This is a genomic window from Acidicapsa acidisoli (genome assembly GCF_025685625.1).
Lineage (GTDB): Bacteria > Acidobacteriota > Terriglobia > Terriglobales > Acidobacteriaceae > Acidicapsa > Acidicapsa acidisoli.
In genome coordinates this window covers 1,407,426-1,426,769 of sequence record NZ_JAGSYI010000002.1, presented here as the reverse complement: position 1 = coordinate 1,426,769, position 19,344 = coordinate 1,407,426, and the positions used below count along the sequence as shown (strand labels likewise).

General features: G+C 55.8%; 12 protein-coding genes. 11 read left to right on the top strand and 1 reads right to left on the bottom strand.

What is annotated here, in order from left to right:
* Positions 1–6 precede the first annotated feature (6 nt).
* The gene (gene atzF / locus OHL23_RS15840; RefSeq protein WP_263352882.1) at positions 7–1,806 is read left to right on the top strand and encodes an allophanate hydrolase; all 1,800 of its coding nucleotides are present in this window, start codon (positions 7–9) and stop codon (positions 1,804–1,806) included.
* 49 nt (positions 1,807–1,855) lie between these two features.
* On the opposite strand, the gene OHL23_RS15835 is transcribed toward atzF, so the two are convergent.
* Positions 1,856–2,497 carry a glutathione peroxidase gene (locus OHL23_RS15835; RefSeq protein ID WP_263352881.1) on the bottom strand — a complete coding sequence of 214 codons (642 nt, stop codon included), beginning with the start codon at positions 2,495–2,497 and terminating at the stop codon, positions 1,856–1,858.
* A 371-nt stretch (positions 2,498–2,868) separates the two neighbouring features.
* Between OHL23_RS15835 and OHL23_RS15830 the strand changes: the two genes are divergently transcribed.
* The 10 genes from OHL23_RS15830 (at position 2,869) to OHL23_RS15785 (ending at position 19,336) form a co-directional block, all read left to right on the top strand.
* Complete coding sequence (locus OHL23_RS15830; protein WP_263352880.1) at positions 2,869–3,789, top strand: LysR family transcriptional regulator; 921 nt, start codon at positions 2,869–2,871, stop codon at positions 3,787–3,789.
* 99 nt (positions 3,790–3,888) lie between these two features.
* Positions 3,889–4,920, top strand: a complete 1,032-nt coding sequence (locus tag OHL23_RS15825) for a Vgb family protein (protein WP_263352879.1) — start codon at positions 3,889–3,891, stop codon at positions 4,918–4,920.
* 331 nt (positions 4,921–5,251) lie between these two features.
* Positions 5,252–6,364 (top strand): putative urea ABC transporter substrate-binding protein, encoded by a 1,113-nt coding sequence (locus OHL23_RS15820; RefSeq protein WP_263352878.1) that lies wholly within the window; start codon positions 5,252–5,254, stop codon positions 6,362–6,364.
* A gap of 3 nt (positions 6,365–6,367) precedes the next feature.
* Positions 6,368–7,231: an ABC transporter permease gene (locus OHL23_RS15815; RefSeq protein WP_263352877.1), complete on the top strand. Its 864-nt coding sequence runs from the start codon at positions 6,368–6,370 to the stop codon at positions 7,229–7,231.
* On the top strand, positions 7,222–8,151 hold the full coding sequence (locus tag OHL23_RS15810; RefSeq protein WP_263352876.1) for an ABC transporter ATP-binding protein: 930 nt from the start codon (positions 7,222–7,224) through the stop codon (positions 8,149–8,151). Before OHL23_RS15815 ends, OHL23_RS15810 begins: the two co-directional genes overlap by 10 nt.
* Positions 8,148–11,471: a PSD1 and planctomycete cytochrome C domain-containing protein gene (locus OHL23_RS15805; protein ID WP_263352875.1), complete on the top strand. Its 3,324-nt coding sequence runs from the start codon at positions 8,148–8,150 to the stop codon at positions 11,469–11,471. Before OHL23_RS15810 ends, OHL23_RS15805 begins: the two co-directional genes overlap by 4 nt.
* Positions 11,472–11,517: 46 nt before the next feature.
* Positions 11,518–12,972 (top strand): DUF1501 domain-containing protein, encoded by a 1,455-nt coding sequence (locus OHL23_RS15800; protein WP_263352874.1) that lies wholly within the window; start codon positions 11,518–11,520, stop codon positions 12,970–12,972.
* Positions 12,973–13,079: 107 nt separating this feature from the next.
* Positions 13,080–14,087, top strand: a complete 1,008-nt coding sequence (locus tag OHL23_RS15795) for an MBL fold metallo-hydrolase (protein ID WP_263352873.1) — start codon at positions 13,080–13,082, stop codon at positions 14,085–14,087.
* A gap of 404 nt (positions 14,088–14,491) precedes the next feature.
* Complete coding sequence (locus OHL23_RS15790; RefSeq protein WP_263352872.1) at positions 14,492–18,289, top strand: carboxypeptidase-like regulatory domain-containing protein; 3,798 nt, start codon at positions 14,492–14,494, stop codon at positions 18,287–18,289.
* A gap of 510 nt (positions 18,290–18,799) precedes the next feature.
* Positions 18,800–19,336 carry a hypothetical protein gene (locus tag OHL23_RS15785; RefSeq protein ID WP_263352871.1) on the top strand — a complete coding sequence of 179 codons (537 nt, stop codon included), beginning with the start codon at positions 18,800–18,802 and terminating at the stop codon, positions 19,334–19,336.
* Positions 19,337–19,344 lie beyond the last annotated feature (8 nt).

Below are 19,344 nucleotides of genomic sequence, written 5' to 3'. Positions count from 1 at the left end.
GTCGCTGTGGACATTACTTCACTTGATCTTTCTTATAAGAATAAGATTACTTCACCTACCAGAGTCGTTCGCGAGATTTACTCGCAGATACGCGCCGAGGGAAAAAGTCCCATTTGGATTACACTCGTCGATGAAGAGCACAACCTGGCGCGAGCAAGAGAACTCGAAAATCAAAGTGATTTAGCCAAACTCCCGCTCTTCGGTATTCCATTCGCAGTCAAAGATAACTTTGATGTCGCGGGCCTTCCCACCACGGCCGCATGCCCCGCCTACTCGCGAATCGCTAACGAAATGGCCGCGGCCGTGCAGCGACTTCTCGATGCCGGTGCCATCCTGATCGGAAAGACCAACATGGACCAATTTGCCACCGGCCTCGTCGGAACCCGAACTCCCTGCGGCATCTGCTCCAGCGTCTTTGACGAACAGTTTATCTCCGGAGGCTCGAGCTCCGGCTCAGCGGTAGCTGTTGCCAAAGGTCTTGTCAGCTTTTCTTTAGGCACGGATACTGCAGGCTCTGGCCGTGTGCCGGCAGCATTCAATCAGTTGGTCGGCATGAAGCCCACACGAGGACTCGTCAGCACCACAGGTCTTCTGCCCGCTTGTCGCACTCTGGATTGCGTCTCCGTCTTCGCGGAGACTTGTGCCGATGCCGCTCGCGTTCTGAGTATCATCGCCAACTTCGACGCCAGCGATCCATATTCCCGCAAAGCGAACCCCGGCGAAGGCGCCACTCCCTGGGTCGCTTCCAGATTCAGATTCGGCGTTCCGACGGAAGACACATTGGAGTTCTTCGGGGATCAACAAGCGCGGGCAAGTTATGACAAGGCAATCGAAGCGATGACGCGCCTGGGTGGCGAATTGGTGCGCTTCAACTACGAGCCATTCCGCTCCGCCGCCAATCTTCTCTACAGTGGGCCATGGGTCGCCGAACGACTTGCCGCGCTTCACGATTTCGCGTTCGAGCACGCCGATGCAATGGACCCCACGGTCGCAAAGATTGTTAGCGGAGCGCAACGATTCAGCGCGGTCGATGCCTTCCTCGCGGAATACAGATTGCGTGAACTGCGCAGAAGCACCGAAGCCATCTTCGACTCGGTAGATATACTGCTCTTGCCCACGACTCCAACGATTTATACGATCGCGGAAGTTCAGGCGGCTCCGATCGAATTGAACACCAACCTCGGCTACTATACCAACTTCGTCAATCTGCTCGACCTGGCCGCCGTAGCAATTCCTTCAAGCTTACGAGAAGACGGTCTGCCCTTCGGAGTATCGCTGATCGGTCGCGCATTCACCGACAACGGATTGCTCGCTATTGCCGATAAACTGCATCGCGAACAAGTCCTGACTATCGGTGGCTCGGAACGTCTTCTTGCCCAGACGCCCGCCATATCAGCCAGCCCTGCGCCGAATGCCTGCATCCTCTTGGCAGTTGTGGGAGCGCATCTCTCAGGTCAGCCATTAAACTGGCAACTTACAACCCGCAAAGCGCGCTTCGTTCGCACCGTCCGCACACTTCCCAGCTATCAACTCTATGTGCTGCCAAACTCCACGCCTGCAAAACCAGGGCTCGTTTATGCGCCCGGTTTCGCCGGTTTCGGCATCGAACTCGAAGTATGGGCAATGCCCGAAGATACAGTCGGCACATTCCTCAATGGGATTCCTGCACCTTTGTCTCTAGGCACCGTTCATCTCGAAGATGACACGAGCGTGAAAGGCTTCCTCTGCGAACCATCCGGAATCGTAGGCGCCGAGGAGATTACACATCTCGGTGGCTGGCGCGCCTATCTTGAAGGCAAAAGGTAGCGGCCAGCTTCGTCTCAATCATGTAAGCATGGATGCACAAGAGTGGCAATCATTCGCCGTCATCATCGTTGTCATCCGATGCCTGCTTGCTCTCCTTGGGCGCCGAGTCCTTCTTCTTAAAAGTACCGTCCAGCACCTGCTCCAACTTGACGCGAAACTCCGGATCAGCGGGATCACTATCAGTTTCAAAGCGAAGAACCGGTTGTCCCTGTCTATCCACAAGAAACTTCGTAAAGTTCCAATGGACTTCTCCGCCACCTGTGCCTTCCTTAGCGTCCGTCAGAAAATGGATCAGAGGAATGCAGTCCTTGCCGCGCAGTGAGGCCTTCGAAAAAATCTGGAAAACAACATGTTGATCATCGATGTAATAGTGCTGAATGGCTGTGTTGTCCACCAATTCCTGGGCTCCGAAATCGCTGGAAGGAATGCCGACGACAATCAGACCTTTGTCCGAGTAAGCCTTCTGAATCTCTCCGAGCGCGCTGATTTGATTTTTGTAAATAGACTTGCTCGCGATATTCACAATCAGCAGAACCTTCCCCTTATATGCGGATAGAGGCACTTCCTTGCCGTCCAAACCTACCAGGGAGTAATCGTAAACAGTCTTGTGCGCAGGCGGGGTGCTGCTCCATAACAATGTCCATTGAAGACAAAACAGAACCCCAAGCATGGTGCAATGCCTGATTCTCATGAATTCCTCTAATCGTATTCTTGCACTCGAAAAGAGCAACATGTAAGGGAAATCTTGCTGAATATGTGGCAATAACGGCGGTATTGCCCATATTTCTACGGCGCATAAATAAGGACAATGGCAGCCTATTCAAACGCGGGACGGCGGGCCAAACACGGCAAGCAGTTTCACTGCAACTTGATGCTGTGAAGCGGGCCCAAACGAGCATTCTTTCACCTGCTTTCATCCTGGATCTCTGCCATGACTGCCGGACAACAGTATCGGTTTGCATTGTACGGTGAATAGGAATAGTTTATGCTGATCCAAAGCCCGTTCCCTACAATCCTTCATTTCTGATTCTTAGGTGCAATACGCTGCGGGGTATCTCTAATATGGACTTTGAGCAACTCAAGACCTTCCAATTTGTGAGCCGTTTGAAGAGTTTCTCGAGAGCTGCCGACAACCTCGGAGTTACGCAGCCGGCCATCTCCGCTCAGATCCGCTCACTGGAAAATGAAGTAGGTGCACGATTATTCGATCGGGAGGGAGGCAAAGTTACCTTTACCGCGGCCGGTCGGCTGTTTGAGCCTTTTGCCGAACACTGCTTACAGTGCCACAGCCACATTCTCGCCGGGATCAGCGAGCTTTACCATTCTCCCCGAGGTGAAATTTCCGTCAGCACTAGCGAAGCAATCAGTTTGTATGTTCTCCCCTCGGTCTTTGCGCAGTTTAAGAAGCTGTATAGCCGGGTTCATCTCAGCATTGTCCGTTCCGAGCGCTCCCGCACATTGGAGTCTGTGTTCAGCCGCGAGGTTGACTTCGGCATCGTTTCTATGCCGGTCAAGGATAGCCGCCTGTTGATCCACAGCATCCACAAGGATGAGGTGGTTCTCGTAACTGCATTGACCCATCCTCTGGCGGAAAGAGACACGGTCAAGCTGGATGAAATCCTCCAGTATCCGTTGCTGATGATGAAGCACGGCAGGCAGCGGGAAAGGATCAACCATTTTTTTCAAAGTCGTGACGTACAGCCGCGCATCGCAATGGAGCTGGAATCAAGCGAGCTGCAGAAGCGCTTGATTGGGGCAGGGATCGGCATCGGATTTCTACCCCACACCAACGTGTGTGCCGACGAGGCAGCAGGCCTATTGAAGACGATGAGAGTGGAAGGCATGAGGATTCAACGCGAACTCGCGCTTGTTTTTCGCAAGGACAAGATGCTTACCCGAGCGGCCCACACGTTTCTTGAGGTCGCGACCAATGGTGTGCGATCGGTTCCCCCGGTAACAAAGATGAAGAGCCGGTTCGCATAGATCCCTTGGCGGAGCGATTGCGGTCTGAGATGCTTCATCGTATAGGTTCAGAACCAATTTGCGTCGAAATGCATTTCGCCCGTAGAGTAATTCTCAATCATGCGAAATCTATCTCACCTCGTCTTCGCTGTGTCTCAGCAACTCAGATCTATCAGCCGGTGCACTCTTGCCTTCGCGATATTTGTCTTCCCGTCATTGTCTTGCGTAGCGCAAGACAATGACGGCTTTCCCAAGAAGACCGGCGCGCTCGAGCCTGGCGTGCAGCACCCGATGAGCGAAATCGTCCCTGACGCGGTCTTTCTGGTCAGTGGTCACCCGGACTGGCTCGCCGTCACCGACGATGCCCTGTGGGTCACCAGTTCAAGCGTCAACCACGTCGTCCGGCTCAACGCCACCACCAACAAGCCTGACGCCATGATCACGCTGCAAAAGCCGTGTTCGGGCCTCGCCATTGGCTTTGGCAGTCTCTGGATCCCGAGTTGCGGCTCGCACAACCTCGTCCGTGCCGAACCCAAAACAGGCGCGATTCAAGCCACTATTCCAGCCGCCCCTGCGGACTCGGAGGGCGGCATCACCACCGGCGCCGGAAGCGTGTGGCTCGTAACTTCGGCTGCTGGCGAACTGGACCGGGTTGACCCGGCAACCAATGCAGTTGTGGCACGAATCACCATCCCCAAAGGCTCATTTAACCCTATTTTTGCAGGCGATTCCGTATGGATCGCAAGCAATGAAGGTAATTCGCTTGTGCGTGTTGACCCAGCAACCAACAAGGTCATTGGCATCACACCGATCGGCCCGAAGCCTCGTTTTCTCACTGTAGGTGAAGGATCAGTTTGGGTTCTTAATCAAGGCGACGGCACCGTCTCCCGCGTCGATGAGGCGACCGGCAAGCTGCTTGCAACCATCCCCGTCGGCATTCCCGGCCTCGGGGGAGAAATTGCCTACGGTGGTGGATCAGTGTGGGCCACCGTCTTCGGTTATCCCATCACCCGCATCGATCCCGCGAAAAATAAGGTCGTCCAACAGTGGGTAGGGCGAGGGGGTGACAGCATCCGCTACGCTCACGGTTCGGTCTGGCTTACCTTCCTGACCGGAGCCAAGGTTTGGCGACTGCGAGTGCCTGCAGCCTGAGGTAGTGCTCCGATTCCTGCCCCAGGCACAGCCCTCGTCCTTAGTACGAAACACACGACATAGCTATATGCGCGCACGCTCTTGCAATGGCATTCATACCCGCCAATTCCTATTGCGGCGCGCACGAAATCAGCATTAAACGTGGCGACAGCCTATCAATTCGATTTGCTTTTATGGCCATCATAAATGAAATCTATATATATCCTCTTTTCATAAGAGGTTGCGATACCTTACTCGTATGCATAATCGCAATCATGAGAGAACTATTTCTAGTATCCTCGATTATTTTCAAAATCTTTGGATTGCGAAGGCCATCAGAGCCTTTCGAATATTGCCCGATGCAATCCTGACGAGGCCAACTGCCCCAGCTCTGGCCCCGATTCTCGCGTTGCTTCTCTCGGTGGGTTTCTTCTCCGCCACTCCCGCCCACGCTGCCGCTCCCACATTCACCGTTGGCTGGTCGGTTTATGCCGGTTGGAACCCCTACTTCTACATGGCTAAGTCGGGCATCCTCAAGCGTTGGGCAGATAAATATGGCGTTGTCATTAAGGTACAGCGCTTCGATTATGCCGCATCTCTCGATGCATTCGTAGGCAAGAACATCGACGCCTGCACCATGACCAACATGGAAGCGCTCGACATGCCCGCAGCCGCTGGCGTCGACTCCACCGCGCTCATCGTCGGCGATTACTCCAACGGCAACGATGCCGTCCTCGCCCGCAACAACCTCACCCTTGCGCAACTTCCCGGCAAGCGAATCATGCTCGTGCAAAAGACCGTATCAGAATACCTGCTCGAGCGCGCCATGGACCTCAATGGCCTCAGCTCCCAGATTCCGCAGTTGCGCCTCATGAACACCAGCGACTCCGACCTCGTTGGCGCCTTTCTCGGCAATCAGGGAAATCAAGTCGCCGTTACATGGAAGCCCCTTGTTTCACAGATCCTCGCCCAGGGAGGCAACGTTAAGCCTCTCTTTGATTCTTCAAGGATCCCAGGCGAAATCCTCGATCTCCTTGTCGTCCGAACCGACATTCTCAGTCGTCCCGATGGGTCAGGCGCGCGTTTCGCCAAGGCCATCACCGGAGCATGGTATGAAACCTTGGCACAGCTCGCCGCCGACGGTGCCGCTTCGCAAGCAGCCATTTCCGGTAGCGCCGCAGCCTCCGGAGACAGCGTAGCGTCCTATAAAGAACAGTTGCGAACCACCTACCTTTTCTCTACCCCCAAGTCCGCGGTCGATTTTTCGGAAAGCCCTACGCTCAAGCAGAAGATGGATCTCGTTCGCCAGTTCTGCTTTCGTCACCAGTTGCTCGGCCAAAACATCGCCTCCGTCAATGATGTAGCCATTCGCTATCCAGACGGCTCCGTGCAAGGCAAGAGCGACCGCGTCCGCCTCCGCATGGATTCGACATACATGCGCATGGCAGAACAGGGGAAGCTGTAAGCTATGTCGACCATCCCTGTCATCGGCCACATCGTGGACATCCAGGGCCGCCCACGCAGATTGTGGACGCAATCGCTCTCCTGGGTCTTGTTCCTTGTCGGCATCTTCACTTACACACACTTCTCAGTCATCCGCCACAAGGAAAACCCAGAAGATCGCGTCATTCCCTCCGGCGCACAGCTTTGGCAGGGAATCCAGGCCTCCGTCCTCGAACCTGCTGAAGAAGATGACGCCCTCGACCCCAGCGCAACCACGTATCAACGCATCACCCACAGCATGCTGTGGAAAGATACTATCTCCAGTTCCCGCCGCTTCTTCATCGCCATCGCTTTGCTGGTCCCGGCAATCCTCATCGGCCTCCATATGGCTGTTTTTCCCTACGCTGAAGCCTTCTTTCTGCGCTTCGTCCTCTTTTTCGACAAGATAGTCGCACTCTCGTTGCTGCCCATTCTTTTCATCGTTTTCGGCATCGACGAGTGGTCCAAGATCATGCTCATGGTCATCGGCGTAGGACCTACGCTCATGCTCGACACCTACAACATCGCCAAATCCGTTCCGCGTGAGCAGGCAGTCAAAGCATTCACCCTCAAGTCCTCCAATCTCGACGTCGCCTATCGTGTCATCCTCAAGCAGATCCTGCCGCAGGTCATCAACAGCGTTCGTTTGAACCTCAAGCCCCTCGCGCTCTTTCTCTTTGCAGGCGAGATGATTGCCTCCACCGACGGCCTCGCCTATCGCATCGCTATCATGCGTCGTCACATGGGCATGGATATCATCATCCCCTATCTGCTCTGGGTCGCAGTCCTCCTCTTCGGCATGGATGTCTTGCTCCGCGTCGCCAATCGGAGGCTACATCCATGGTGCTAGCCGCCAAAGTCCTGGTGAAGGAGATACGCATGGAGAAGCAGTCGGCGCCGGTCGAGATTGCCCTTCGCGATGTCTCAGTCTCATACCCGGTCGCCTCCAGCGGCCGCAAGACTGTCCTCTCCAAACTGAATCTCGACATCTTCGCCGGCGAATTCGTCGCCGTCCTTGGTGAAACCGGCTGCGGCAAAAGCACACTGCTTCGCCTTGTCCTCGGCCAGGAATTTCCCACCAGCGGCTCCATCGTTGTCGATGGCAAGCAGGTCACGCGGATCGATTCCCGCTGCGGCTACGTCCCCCAGAAATACTCGCTTTTCCCCGATCGCACCATGATGCAAAACGTCATGTATGGTCCTGAGAACGCCTTCTGCGGCTGGTTAGGTCGCTTGCTCCCGTCCTTCTGGAAATTTCGCCGAAACCTGCGCCTGGAGGCCGAAGCCCAACTCCTGCGCATGGGCCTGCACGCAGCCGACTTCAATAAGTACCCCCATCAGCTATCGGGAGGTATGCAGCAGCGCGTGGCCATCGCTCAAGCCCTCATGATGAAGCCACCGGTCCTGCTTATGGATGAAGCCTTCAGCGCTCTTGATCCCTCAACTCGTGCCAGTCTTCAGCAACAACTGCGCGAGATCTGGCAGGAAACCCGGCCTACCGTACTCTTTGTAACGCACAATACCTCGGAAGCACTACTTCTTGGTACGCGTCTGGTTGTCCTCGGAGCTCATCGCGACAATTGTCAGGAAGGCAACGTGATTCTTGATATGCCATTGCCCCAATCCAGTGATCCAATCGCGATCAGGAAGCAGAGCTCCGAATTCCAGGATCTACGCGAATTCGTCAAGGCTCAGGCCTATGGTTCCTCCTCCCGGCAAGACGAATTGCAACCTCTCCACGAAGCTTTGCTACGCGGAGATTCGCTATGAGGCTTGCAATCAATTCAGGCCGAACCCCCATCCTGTTCGCCACAACGGCGGTCTTAATCACCGCTTCCGTCACGGTATCCGTCACCGACCCGGTTCGTGCTCAGCAGGCCGCATCGCCCGCGCCCGGTACGCCTGAGTTCTTCACTCAGCGCGTCGAGCCCATTCTCGACGACAACTGCTACTCCTGCCACCAGGAATCTCAATCCGGCGGCCTTCGTCTCGATAGCTACGGCGCCATTCTCAAAGGCGGCGGCCGCGGCCCCGCCATCATCCCCGGCGACCCCGAAACCAGTATCCTCATCAACGCCATCCGCCGAACAGGTAAGCTGAAGATGCCGCCCAAGCACTCCCTTGAGCAGTCCGAAATCAATACACTCGTCGAATGGGTCAAAGCAGGAGCCAAAGGCACATCCGCATCAACAGATACTGTGGCCAAAGCTGATTCCGCGCCTATGACACCGGTTGTCGCGCCGGTCGCACAGTCCCAGCCCGCAGTTGTCAACACCTCTGTAACCATCTCTGCGCCCCACCCGCAGGGCGCTTTGTCCGACGCAGACTTTTTCGAAAACAACATCCGGCCCATCCTCGCGAATAACTGCTTGAGCTGCCACGGCGACGCCACTTCCGGCGGTCTCAAGCTCGACTCCCGCGAAGCTCTTCTCAAGGGTGGCGGCCGCGGCCCGGCTATCGTTCCAGGCGACCCCGACAAGAGCCTCATCATCACCGCCGTCCACCAGACCACGGCCCTCAAAATGCCCAAAGGCGGCAAGCTCACCCCGCAGGAAGTCGCCGACCTCACCGAATGGGTCAAGCACGGTGCAGTCTGGCCCAAGAGCGCGCCTGGCACCGTCTTCTCCGCCTCTGTCAAAACCGGCATCATCACTGACAAGCAGCGCGCCTTCTGGTCCTTCCAGCCGCTCAAACCCGTTCCCGTTCCCGAGTCCAAAAACGCCAAATGGGCCAGGACCCCGATTGACAAGTTCGTTCTCGCCAAGATGCTCGACGCTGGCATCAAGCCCTCCGCGCAGGCAGATCGGCGCACGCTCATTCGCCGCGCAACCTACGACCTCACCGGCTTGCCGCCGACCCCCGAAGAAGTCGAAGCCTTTGAAAATGACAAGTCTCCCAAGGCCTGGGAGAACCTCGTCGACCGCCTCTTGGCCTCGCCCAAATACGGCGAGCGCTGGGGACGCCACTGGCTCGACGTCGCCCGCTACGCTGAAGACGACGTACGAGGACTCGATCCCAAGGGACGCGGCTACATGCCCTTCAACGGCGCCTATCGCTATCGCGACTGGGTCATCAAGTCCTTCAATCAGGACATGCCTTTCGACGAGTTTCTCCGACTCCAGATCGCCGGCGACAAGATCCCTGCAAAGACCAAACAGGATCAGGAAGACTACCTCACCGCGACAAGCTTTCTAGGCGCCGGGCCCTGGGTCTGGGACCAGGCCGAGCCAATCCAGGGCCGCGCTGATGAGCGCAACGAACGCGTCGATGCTGTTACTCGCGGCACCCTGGGCTTGACTGTCGCCTGCGCCCGCTGCCACAACCATAAATACGACCCGATTACGCAGAAAGACTACTACGCGATGATCGGCATCTTCGCTAACTCCACCTATAAGGAATACTCGACCGTCTCAGAGTCACAGGCCGCTGCCTACGAAAGTAACCTGGCTAAACTCGAAAAGCTTCAGATCGATTACCAGGAGTACACCCGCACCGAAACCCGCCAGTTCGCCGATGCTCTCGCCAATCAATCCGCGAGCTATATGGTTGCCGCGTGGAACGTCCTCGGCAAGCCCAAGGCCACGGTCGAAGAAGCCGCTTCCAAGGCCAAGCTCGATTCCGAAGTTCTGCGCCGCTGGGTCGATTACCTCACCCCGGGCAAGCAGGTTCAATACGACTATCTCAAGGACTGGCAGGCAATGCTCGCCGCCGACGGCGGCACCGAAGACGAAGCCAAAGCCCTCGCCGAGAGCTTCCAGCGCCTCGTCCTCCGCGTTCGGCAGCACGATCGCGAAGTTGAAGAGCAGAACGAGATCGTCCGCGACAAGAACGACGTTCCCCGACATCGTGTTCACGACGCCAAGCCTAGCGAATTCGAAACCGATGATCAGTTCTGCCCTGGTTGTGCCCTCGAACTTAAGACCATTCCCATCGACGAGGCCAAACTCTACAGCGACCTCTTCGTCACTCGCTCCGGCGACCAGGAAACCAAATTCGTTCCCGGCATCCTCGTTTTCACAGGTTGGGATCTGGCCAGCCGCCTCGGGCCCATCCGGCAGGCCTACATCGAAGCCCAGCAAAAAGAGATCGCAGATCTCAAAAAGAAGGTTGGCCCCGAAAACTATCCCTACGTTCATGGCATGGCCGACAAGCCGCTGATTCAGGACGTAAAGCTCAACGTGCGCGGCAATCCCCACTCCCTTGGGGACACTGTCCCACGCCGCTTCCTCACCGTCCTCGCCGCCAGGGACACCAAGCCCTACTCAAATGGAAGCGGACGTCTCGAACTGGCTAATGACATAGCCTCCAGCCCGCTTGCTATGCGGGTTATCGTTAACCGTATCTGGAAATGGCACTTCGGCTCCGGCATCGTAAACACTCCTGATAACTTCGGCTACGTCGGCGAAGAGCCAACTGACCCCGAGCTCCTCGAATTCCTAGCCCATGAATTTGTCGCAAACGGCCGCTCCATCAAGAAACTTCAGCGCGAGATCATGCTCTCTGCGGTCTATCAGACCTCTGTCGCCGAATCCGCCGAAGCCCACGAGAAAGACGGCGCTAACCGCCTCTACTCCCACTTCAATCGCCAGCGTCTCGATGCCGAAGAGATCCGCGACACCATGCTCTTTGTCTCCGGGGACCTGGATACCAAGAAGACCTCCGGTCCCTCATCCGACTTCTCCGAAGATAACTCTGAGCCCACCGTCTTCTGCAAAGTCAGCCGTTATCGCCTTAACAACTATCTCCAGATCTTCGATTTCCCGAATCCTAACTTCACCTCAGAGCAGCGCTTCTCCAGCAACGTCCCGCTGCAGCAGCTCTACTTCATGAATAATCTCTTCGTCTATAAACAGGCTGGAATTCTAGCCGAACGCGTCCACTCCGAGGCCACAGACAAAGACCGCATCGTCAAGCTCTATCAGTTCGTCTTCCAGCGCAAGCCGAGTGACGAAGAGCTTGAACTCGGCCTCAAGTTTCTCAGCACTACTCCTGAAAGAGCCGGTTATGCCGTTGCGGGAGAGCCAATCACCGCATGGCGTCAGTACGCGCGCATCATGCTCAGCTCCAACGAATTTCAATTCCTCGACTGATTCGAACATTAGCGAAGTCACAACCTACCGCCGGATGGAGAATTGAATGTTCCATAAGCCCGCCTCTCAGCCGATCACCCGCCGTGAAGCTCTCTGCAAGATGGGCGCGGGCTTCGGTATGCTCTCACTCGCTAGCTTGCTCGGCGACACTATTGCCCGTGCCGATGCGCCAACAAACAAGGCCTCCTGGATGATTGATGAGCCCGGCTTCAAGCCTCGCGCCAAGCACGTCATCTTCCTCTTCATGAATGGTGGTCTCTCGCAGATTGACAGCTTCGATCACAAGCCTGCTCTCGAAAAGTATCACGGTCAGCCCATGCCCGGTGGCGATCTTGCCCACGAACGTAAGACCGGTTCCATCATGAAGTCGCCTTTCACCTTCAAGCGGTACGGGCAATCGGGCAAGGAAGTCAGCGAGATTTTCCCCCATCTCGGCGAATGCGTCGATGATATGTGCTTCGTTAACTCCGTGTTTACTGAGATTCCCAATCACGAGCCGGCCCTGCTTATGATGAATACCGGCGCAAACTTTGCCGGCCGCCCCTCGATGGGCTCGTGGATGACCTACGGTCTCGGCACGGAAAACAAGAACCTTCCCGGCTTCGTCGTCCTCTGCCCCGAAGTTCCAACCACCGTCGGTCCGCCGCTCTGGGGTTCCGCATTCCTATCCGCCGTCCATCAGGGCACATACGTCTCCGACAAGGTCGAGAAGACCGAATTTGATCCCCAAAAGCTTATCGCCAACATCCACAACGAAGGCTTCGATCTCAAGCAGCAGCGCAAGGAACTCGACCTCCTCGAACAACTCGATCAGCTCAACATGAGGACCGCTCCAGGCGCAGCGCACGATGGCCAGCTCGAAGCCACCATTGGCGCCATGGAAACCGCATACCGCATGCAGACCGAAGCTCCCAATGTCTTCGATGTCCGCAAGGAAAGCGACGCTGTCCTCAAGATGTACGGTGAAGGAAGCACCGCACGCGGATGTCTCACCGCAGCCCGCTTGATCGAAAAAGGTGTCCGCGTTGTCCAGATCTATTACGCAAAAGGCGATCCCTGGGATCATCACTTCGACATCGAAATGCATCGCAAGACCGCCAAGGACTCCGACCAGCCCTTCGCCGCATTAATCAAGGACCTCAAGGCCCGCGGCCTATTCGACGATACGATCATTGTTGCCGGCTCCGAATTTGGCCGCACTCCGGTCGTCGAAATGGGCAGCGGGTTCATGGGCGGCCAAACCCACAATGGCCGCGATCACAACCCACACGGATTCACCATGTGGCTCGCCGGCGGCGGCATCAAGAAAGGCTTTACCTACGGAGCTACCGATGAATTCGGCTGGAAAGCCATCGATAAGCCTGTGCACGTTCACGACATCCACGCTACCATCCTTTATCTTCTCGGTATCGACCACACCAAGCTCACTTATCGCTACAGCGGCCGCGACTATCGCCTGACCGACGTCTCAGGCAACGTCATCCACGACATCATCGCCTGATTTATTCCAAAGCACGACCAGAGACGCTGCTCTCCATCGAAGAGAGCAGCGCGTTTCATCACCACACCTCTTTAATATCTCAGCACCCACAATCCAGAAAGGAACACATGAAGTTTCGGCTCATCATCCTGGCACTCATGTCCATTGTCGCCTTCAGCGCCAAGGCGCAATTCCCCGAACCCAACGGCGGCGATCTTGAGCGTGGAGTACTGCCAGAGAAGTGGATGACAGGCGGCCCCAAATGCATGGAGATACCCGAGTGGCAAGTCCACGAATATAATCCCGATCTCTACATCCTTCGCCAATCCGGCTGCACCGATGCGGAGATGCCGTTCCTCTTTCTTTTTTTCGGCAAGGACCGTGGCCTGCTTTGGGATACGGGCTCACGCAATGGCAATCTTGCGCCCGCCTTTCAGCGAGTCGTGCATAACTGGCTCGAGCGCAATCATCGCGCCAGCATCCCCGTCATTGTGACGCATTCACATTCGCACGACGACCACACCTGGGGTGACTCGGCCATCCAGGCCCTCAACGATCCCGCCATCCCGATCACCTTTATCCCTGCAAAGATTGCCGAGACGCAGGCATTCTTTCACATCGCCTCCTGGCCCAACGATCTTGGCGAAGTAGACCTCGGCAACCGCGTGCTCACCATCATTCCGATTCCCGGGCATGACATCGTGAGCATTGCACTCTACGATCGCCGCACCGGCATCCTGCTCACCGGCGACAGCCTTTATCCCGGCCGCCTTTACATCCGCGACTTCGCCGCGTTCAAGGCCAGCACCGAGCGCCTCATCAAATTCAGTGAAGGCAAACCCATAGCGCATATCCTTGGCAACCATATCGAGCAGTCCCGCACGCCCTTTCTCGACTTTCCGATTGGCTCCATCTACCACCCCGACGAGCATCCTCTCGATCTCACCTTCGGCACATTGCTCGAACTCGAAGATGGACTTAAATCAATGAGCATCGCTCCCCATCGATTAGCCACGCGCGACTTCACCATCTGGCCACTCTCGCCGAAAGATCACGGACTCGGCACAACGATGGAAGAAGTCTACAAGCATACCCAGGAAGAGCAACAGCGCGATAAGTGGAATCAGCCTAAGTAATCTGGCATCCACAAAATTAGTATCTCTCTCGCATCCCGCTCGGGATGCGAGAGATTCATTGTGTGCGGACACATTGCGTCTATATAAAGCGATCTTGTCCTGAAGATCGTAATTCTTTATCTCTATGGATTTCACGACGATAATATGTAAACCTCATCATAGGTTCATTCCATCTATTCCCCGTAACCCTTGACCGTCTTAGGACTATCGCAATAAGCGGAGCACTAACTTACTCCTGACGGCAGTCCTCATCCGAGGACCGGCCCGTGGTGTACGTGAAGACAGCCTGCTGAAGTTACAGGACAATAAGCCACGCGGCTTCTCAGCTTTCGAGATCAATGGTGCGAACTCATTCGCTCTTACAGCGCACCCCGTCTTTCTAACCTTTTTCCCGGAGAATGTGAATGCAGACTCGCCTCGTCAGATATGGCACCGCACTAATCGCAATCTCGTTGTTGGCCATTTTGTGTCCTTCGAGGATCTATCCACAGACCAACACCACCTCTTTGTCGGGTACTGTGACTGACGCCACGGGTGCGGTGATTTCCGAAGCCCTTGTTACGATCTCCAATCTGGCTTCCGGCAGTAAACAAACTAAGCAGTCGTCATCCAAAGGCGAGTTCTCCTTCGAACAAGTACAACCGGGTACATATGAAGTCCAGATCGTTGCCGCTGGTTTCGCCGAGCAGGATGAAAAGGTGGAACTGCTCGTATCCACTCCTGTTAGACTGCCCGTCAAGCTAGCCATCGGTGCCACCGAACAAACGGTCACGGTCGAAACCAACCTGGCTGAAGTCAACACCAGCGACGCCACGCTCGGAAAGGCCTTCAACAGCGCCCAGGTAGAGAACCTCCCATACCTCGCAAATAACGTTACGTACCTGCTCTCACTGCAGCCTGGAGTGCTCGCGCTCGACAGCGGGGCGCAAACTGGCGGATTGAACGAGGACCCTCGCACCGGCATCGTAAACGGAGCCCGCCAGGACCAAACCAACATCACCCTCGATGGCGTGGACAACAACGATCAGGTATTCGGCTACGCCTTCAACGGCGCACTACGCTCGACGCGCGATTCCGTCGAAGAGTTCCGCGTCACGACCACCAACGCCAACGCGGATGCCGGCCATTCTTCCGGAGCACAGGTTTCACTTGTCACCAAGAGCGGCACCAACGCCTACCATGGCAGCGCCTATGAGTATTACCGCGATCCCGGCACCACATCCAACAACTGGTTCAACAAGCAAGCCGAACTCAACTCGGGTGAGCCCAACATCGCCGCTAAGGTACTTGAACACACCTACGGTGCGTCCTTCGGTCTTCCCATCAAGAAAGATAAGCTCTTCTTCTTTGGCGCATACGAGGGATTCCGCCAGGCCAGCGATATTCTCGTCTCCCAGACCGTCCCCTCCGTCTTCGTCGCAGGCGGAAATGATATCGGCCTGATTACCGGCAATGTTACCTATCAGGCTTGCCCGACTTCAGCCACTTGTCAGAATGGAACTACATACAAGACCATTACTCCAGCCGAAATTGCAACGTTGGATGGCCGTGCATCAGACTCCGCCTGCGCTTCCACGTACTGCTATGCCCCGGCAACCAATGCCGCAGCTGTCGTCTACTTCAATACATTTCCCAAGGCAAACTCCAACGCTACCGGAGACGGATATAACACTGGAACTTATAACTTCACGTCACCCGCGCCGCTCGTTCAGATCACCAACATCGGTCGCCTCGACTACAACATCAACTCGCGCCAGACATTCTTCGCACGCGGGAATCTTCAAAACGATAACCAGGCAACCCCGCTCCAGTTTCCCGGATTGCCCGCACCCTCCAAGGTCTACGGGAACAACAAAGGCATCGCCGCAGGTCACGTCTGGTCCATTAACGACCACATGACCAACAATGCGCGCTATGGATTCACTCGTCTCGGCAATGCCTCGCGCGGAACCGCGGCATTCAACCAGCCGTATGTTTCTTTCGGCGCGTTCACAACCTTGACGGCCGAAACTACAACAAAGACTTTTGCCATTACCACCAACAACTTCTCAGATGACTTCACCGCCGTCAAGGGAAGACACACCCTCCAGTTCGGCACCAACATCTACTTAATCTCCAACGGCCAGTACTTCGATGCGCCACTGCTCTCCTATGCCAATGTAAGTCCAAACCTTCTCGCCACTGCTGCAATTGCCAACCAGGGCGGTAGCCTCGATCCGGGAGCATTCAATTGCGTTGATTGCAGTACAGTCTCCGCATCTTTCTCTAACTTCTATAATCAGGCCATCATCGCCAACGTCGGAGCGATCGAGACATCCCAGTCTGGAACAGAGTTCCGCGTACAGGGCAACAAGCTTGTGCCTCAAGCGGCCGGTGTGGTCCCGTCTCACACATTCCGCAACGTCGAGCAGGAATATTACTTCCAGGACCAATGGAAAGCTACCTCTCAGCTCACTCTAACATTCGGCCTGCGTTACGTTTATCTTGGGGTTCCCTATGAAAAGGATGGCCAGCAGATCGCGCCAACCATCCCGCTCAATACCTTCCTCGCCAATCGCGTCACAGCTGCCAATGAGGGCACCGGATACGACACCGATATTTCCTTCCGTGCCTCTGGCTCTCCCAACGGCCAGCCCAACTTCTGGACCGCACAGAAGCTAAACTTCGCTCCACGCTTCGCCTTTGCCTGGTCCACCAAAGACAACAAAACAGCTACCCACGGTGGCTTCTCGCTTGCCTATGATCATTTCGGCGAAGGCGTGATCGACTCTTACCAGTCCAATCCACAGTCGCTGCTGTCGCTCTCGCAGACCAACCTCAAGACCTTTACCGACATCAACTCAAATCCCCGCTTCACCGGCTTTAACAGCGTTCCATTGGTCGCCGGAGCCACCACTTCGCTGCAGCTTCCATTTACGCCCGCTGAAAGCCCGTTTACCTTCGACTACAGCATCAACGAAAAGCAGAAAACTCCCTACGCGGAAGCCTTCAATCTGTCCGTTCAACATGAATTCCCACGCAATATGACAGTCACCGCGTCCTACGTTGGACGCCTCGGTCGTCACCTGATCCAGAACCTTGACGTCGCCATGCCCACTAATCTCTACGATCCCGGAAGCAGCCAGTATTACTTCCAGGCTGCAACTGCGTACGACAAGATGGTGGACGCTGGTGTCGATCCTTCCACTGTTCCAGATACGGGTTACTTCCACAATGTCTTCCCCAATTTCACCTTCAATGGCTACAAGGGTGCCCAGGCCTACTACGCCTATTTCGCCAACAACCGTGGCAACGAAACCAATGCGCTCTTTGCCGCAGACACAGATTCGACCGCCTCGCCCGGTGGACAGAGCTTCCGCTTCTTCTATCCCCAGACATCCTCCATTTACGCTCAGTCCAGCACCGGGACCAGCAATTACAACGCTCTCCAGCTATCCATCCGCCAAGCCCTCAAGTCCGGCTTCGAATATGACGTGAATTACACATACGCCAAATCCATGGACGAGGGCTCCGATCCCGAGCGCAACGGCTCCTCTGGAAGTCCGGTCATCAACACCTTTTCGCCTCACCAGTGGTACGCCCCGTCCGACTTCGATGTCCGCCACAACATCACCGCCAACTACACCGCCCCACTTCCATTCGGCCACGGCGCTCAGTTCTTCAATAAGAGCAGGCTGCTCGGCTCAATCATCGGGGGCTTCCAATTGAATGGCCTTGTACACTACAGCACTGGCTTCCCCTTCAGCGCCGTTGCCGCAAGCAACTGGGGAACCAACTTCGCCTTCTCCAGCAATATGGTCGCCATCGGCAAAATCCCCACCGGCGGACACCACTACGATCCTCTCAACCAGGTCGAAACCGCGCTCAACGGCATCAGTTCCTCACAGGCGCATGCAAATCTACGCTTCGCCTACGTTGGCGAGAGTGGACAGCGTAACAACTATCGCGCTGACGGGTATTTTTCTCTCGACGACGGCCTGGCTAAGAACTTCCATGTCTTCCGCGAACAGCAACTGCGTCTGTCTGTGGAAGTCTTCAATGTTCTGAACACCAACCGCTTCAATTCCGAGGCGTCCGGCAACTCCTCAAATCCCCTGCAAACAGATGGCACCAGCGCCAACTTTGGCGTCTACATCGGCGGCGGAAGCGCGTTACTCTTGCAACCGCGTCAAATGCAGTTCTCAGCAAAATACGTCTTTTAGCTCCGATAGCAGAACCGAAATTTCCCAGCAGCCCAAAATGCCAGAGAGCATCGTGTCTCTGGCATTTTGCTTTGCGTTCAACGGCACGGAACGCCTGAGACGATCAATAGATACTTTACATTTTGGACCGAAGACATGGCTTCTAAGCCTTTTGCAGTGAGGGTGGCCCTGATTGCGTTTTTGGGTACGAATGCATCTGCCAAACGCGATACGTTATGCGATACGCTGGTTCTGATGCTTGCGTGATCTTACAAGGACTTAGGGGGCCATTCACACCGTGGAAGTTGCAGGTTCGAATCCTGCAGCGCCCACCATAAATCAAACAAAAAAAGGCTTAGCTTGACGATCAAATTTCACATTCCTTCAATACGGTACGCATACGGTAAGGTGCATTTCACGGCTTGCCGAAATGTCTTGTGCCGGGAGTGTCGTCCTCCCCTCACTCCGCAGAAGCAGCCCGTACGGTTGAAAGCCTGGACTGAGCACCCCACCCACCCAAATTTGAGATCCATGCGAGGCCGCACCCCCATCGCCGTCAATCTCGGTCAGAAGTGGTCGAATCTCTTCGTCGCCGGTTTGATACTGCTGGCCGCTCTGTCCGGCCAAGCGCAGGGGCTGCCGTCCACTGCCGGTGAGACCCTGAGCGGCAAGCGCATCGAGCTGTCTGACGCCATACGTGGCCACGCGGTTGTCCTGATTGCCTGCTTCAGCAGGGAAGCGGGCGATGGATGCGGCGCATGGGCTAAGGCCGTTCGCAGCGATCCGGCGCTTGCGGGAATCGCGGTCTATCAAGTGGCCATGCTGGAGCGGGCTCCAGGCTTTATGCGCGGCATGATCAAGAGCGGCATGCGGAAGGGAATCTCCGCAGCCGAGCAGGACAACTTCCTCGTGCTTACGCAGGACGACAAGCTCTGGCGCAGCTACTTCAGCGTGACCGCCGATAAAGATCCATACGTCGTTCTGCTGAATGCATCGGGACAAATCTGCTGGCATGGCCATGGTGCCGCCAAAGATCTGGAACCGCTGCTTCGTACCGCGCGGCCGTGAAAAATCGG

Bases quoted from the DNA above. Each gene is read 5' to 3' on its own strand.
- OHL23_RS15835 (WP_263352881.1), bottom strand. From the start codon at position 2,497: ATGAGAATCAGGCATTGCACCATGCTTGGGGTTCTGTTTTGTCTTCAA.
- OHL23_RS15830 (WP_263352880.1), top strand. From the start codon at position 2,869: ATGGACTTTGAGCAACTCAAGACCTTCCAATTTGTGAGCCGTTTGAAG.
- OHL23_RS15825 (WP_263352879.1), top strand. From the start codon at position 3,889: ATGCGAAATCTATCTCACCTCGTCTTCGCTGTGTCTCAGCAACTCAGA.
- OHL23_RS15815 (WP_263352877.1), top strand. From the start codon at position 6,368: ATGTCGACCATCCCTGTCATCGGCCACATCGTGGACATCCAGGGCCGC.
- OHL23_RS15810 (WP_263352876.1), top strand. From the start codon at position 7,222: ATGGTGCTAGCCGCCAAAGTCCTGGTGAAGGAGATACGCATGGAGAAG.
- OHL23_RS15805 (WP_263352875.1), top strand. From the start codon at position 8,148: ATGAGGCTTGCAATCAATTCAGGCCGAACCCCCATCCTGTTCGCCACA.
- OHL23_RS15800 (WP_263352874.1), top strand. From the start codon at position 11,518: ATGTTCCATAAGCCCGCCTCTCAGCCGATCACCCGCCGTGAAGCTCTC.
- OHL23_RS15795 (WP_263352873.1), top strand. From the start codon at position 13,080: ATGAAGTTTCGGCTCATCATCCTGGCACTCATGTCCATTGTCGCCTTC.
- OHL23_RS15790 (WP_263352872.1), top strand. From the start codon at position 14,492: ATGCAGACTCGCCTCGTCAGATATGGCACCGCACTAATCGCAATCTCG.
- OHL23_RS15785 (WP_263352871.1), top strand. From the start codon at position 18,800: ATGCGAGGCCGCACCCCCATCGCCGTCAATCTCGGTCAGAAGTGGTCG.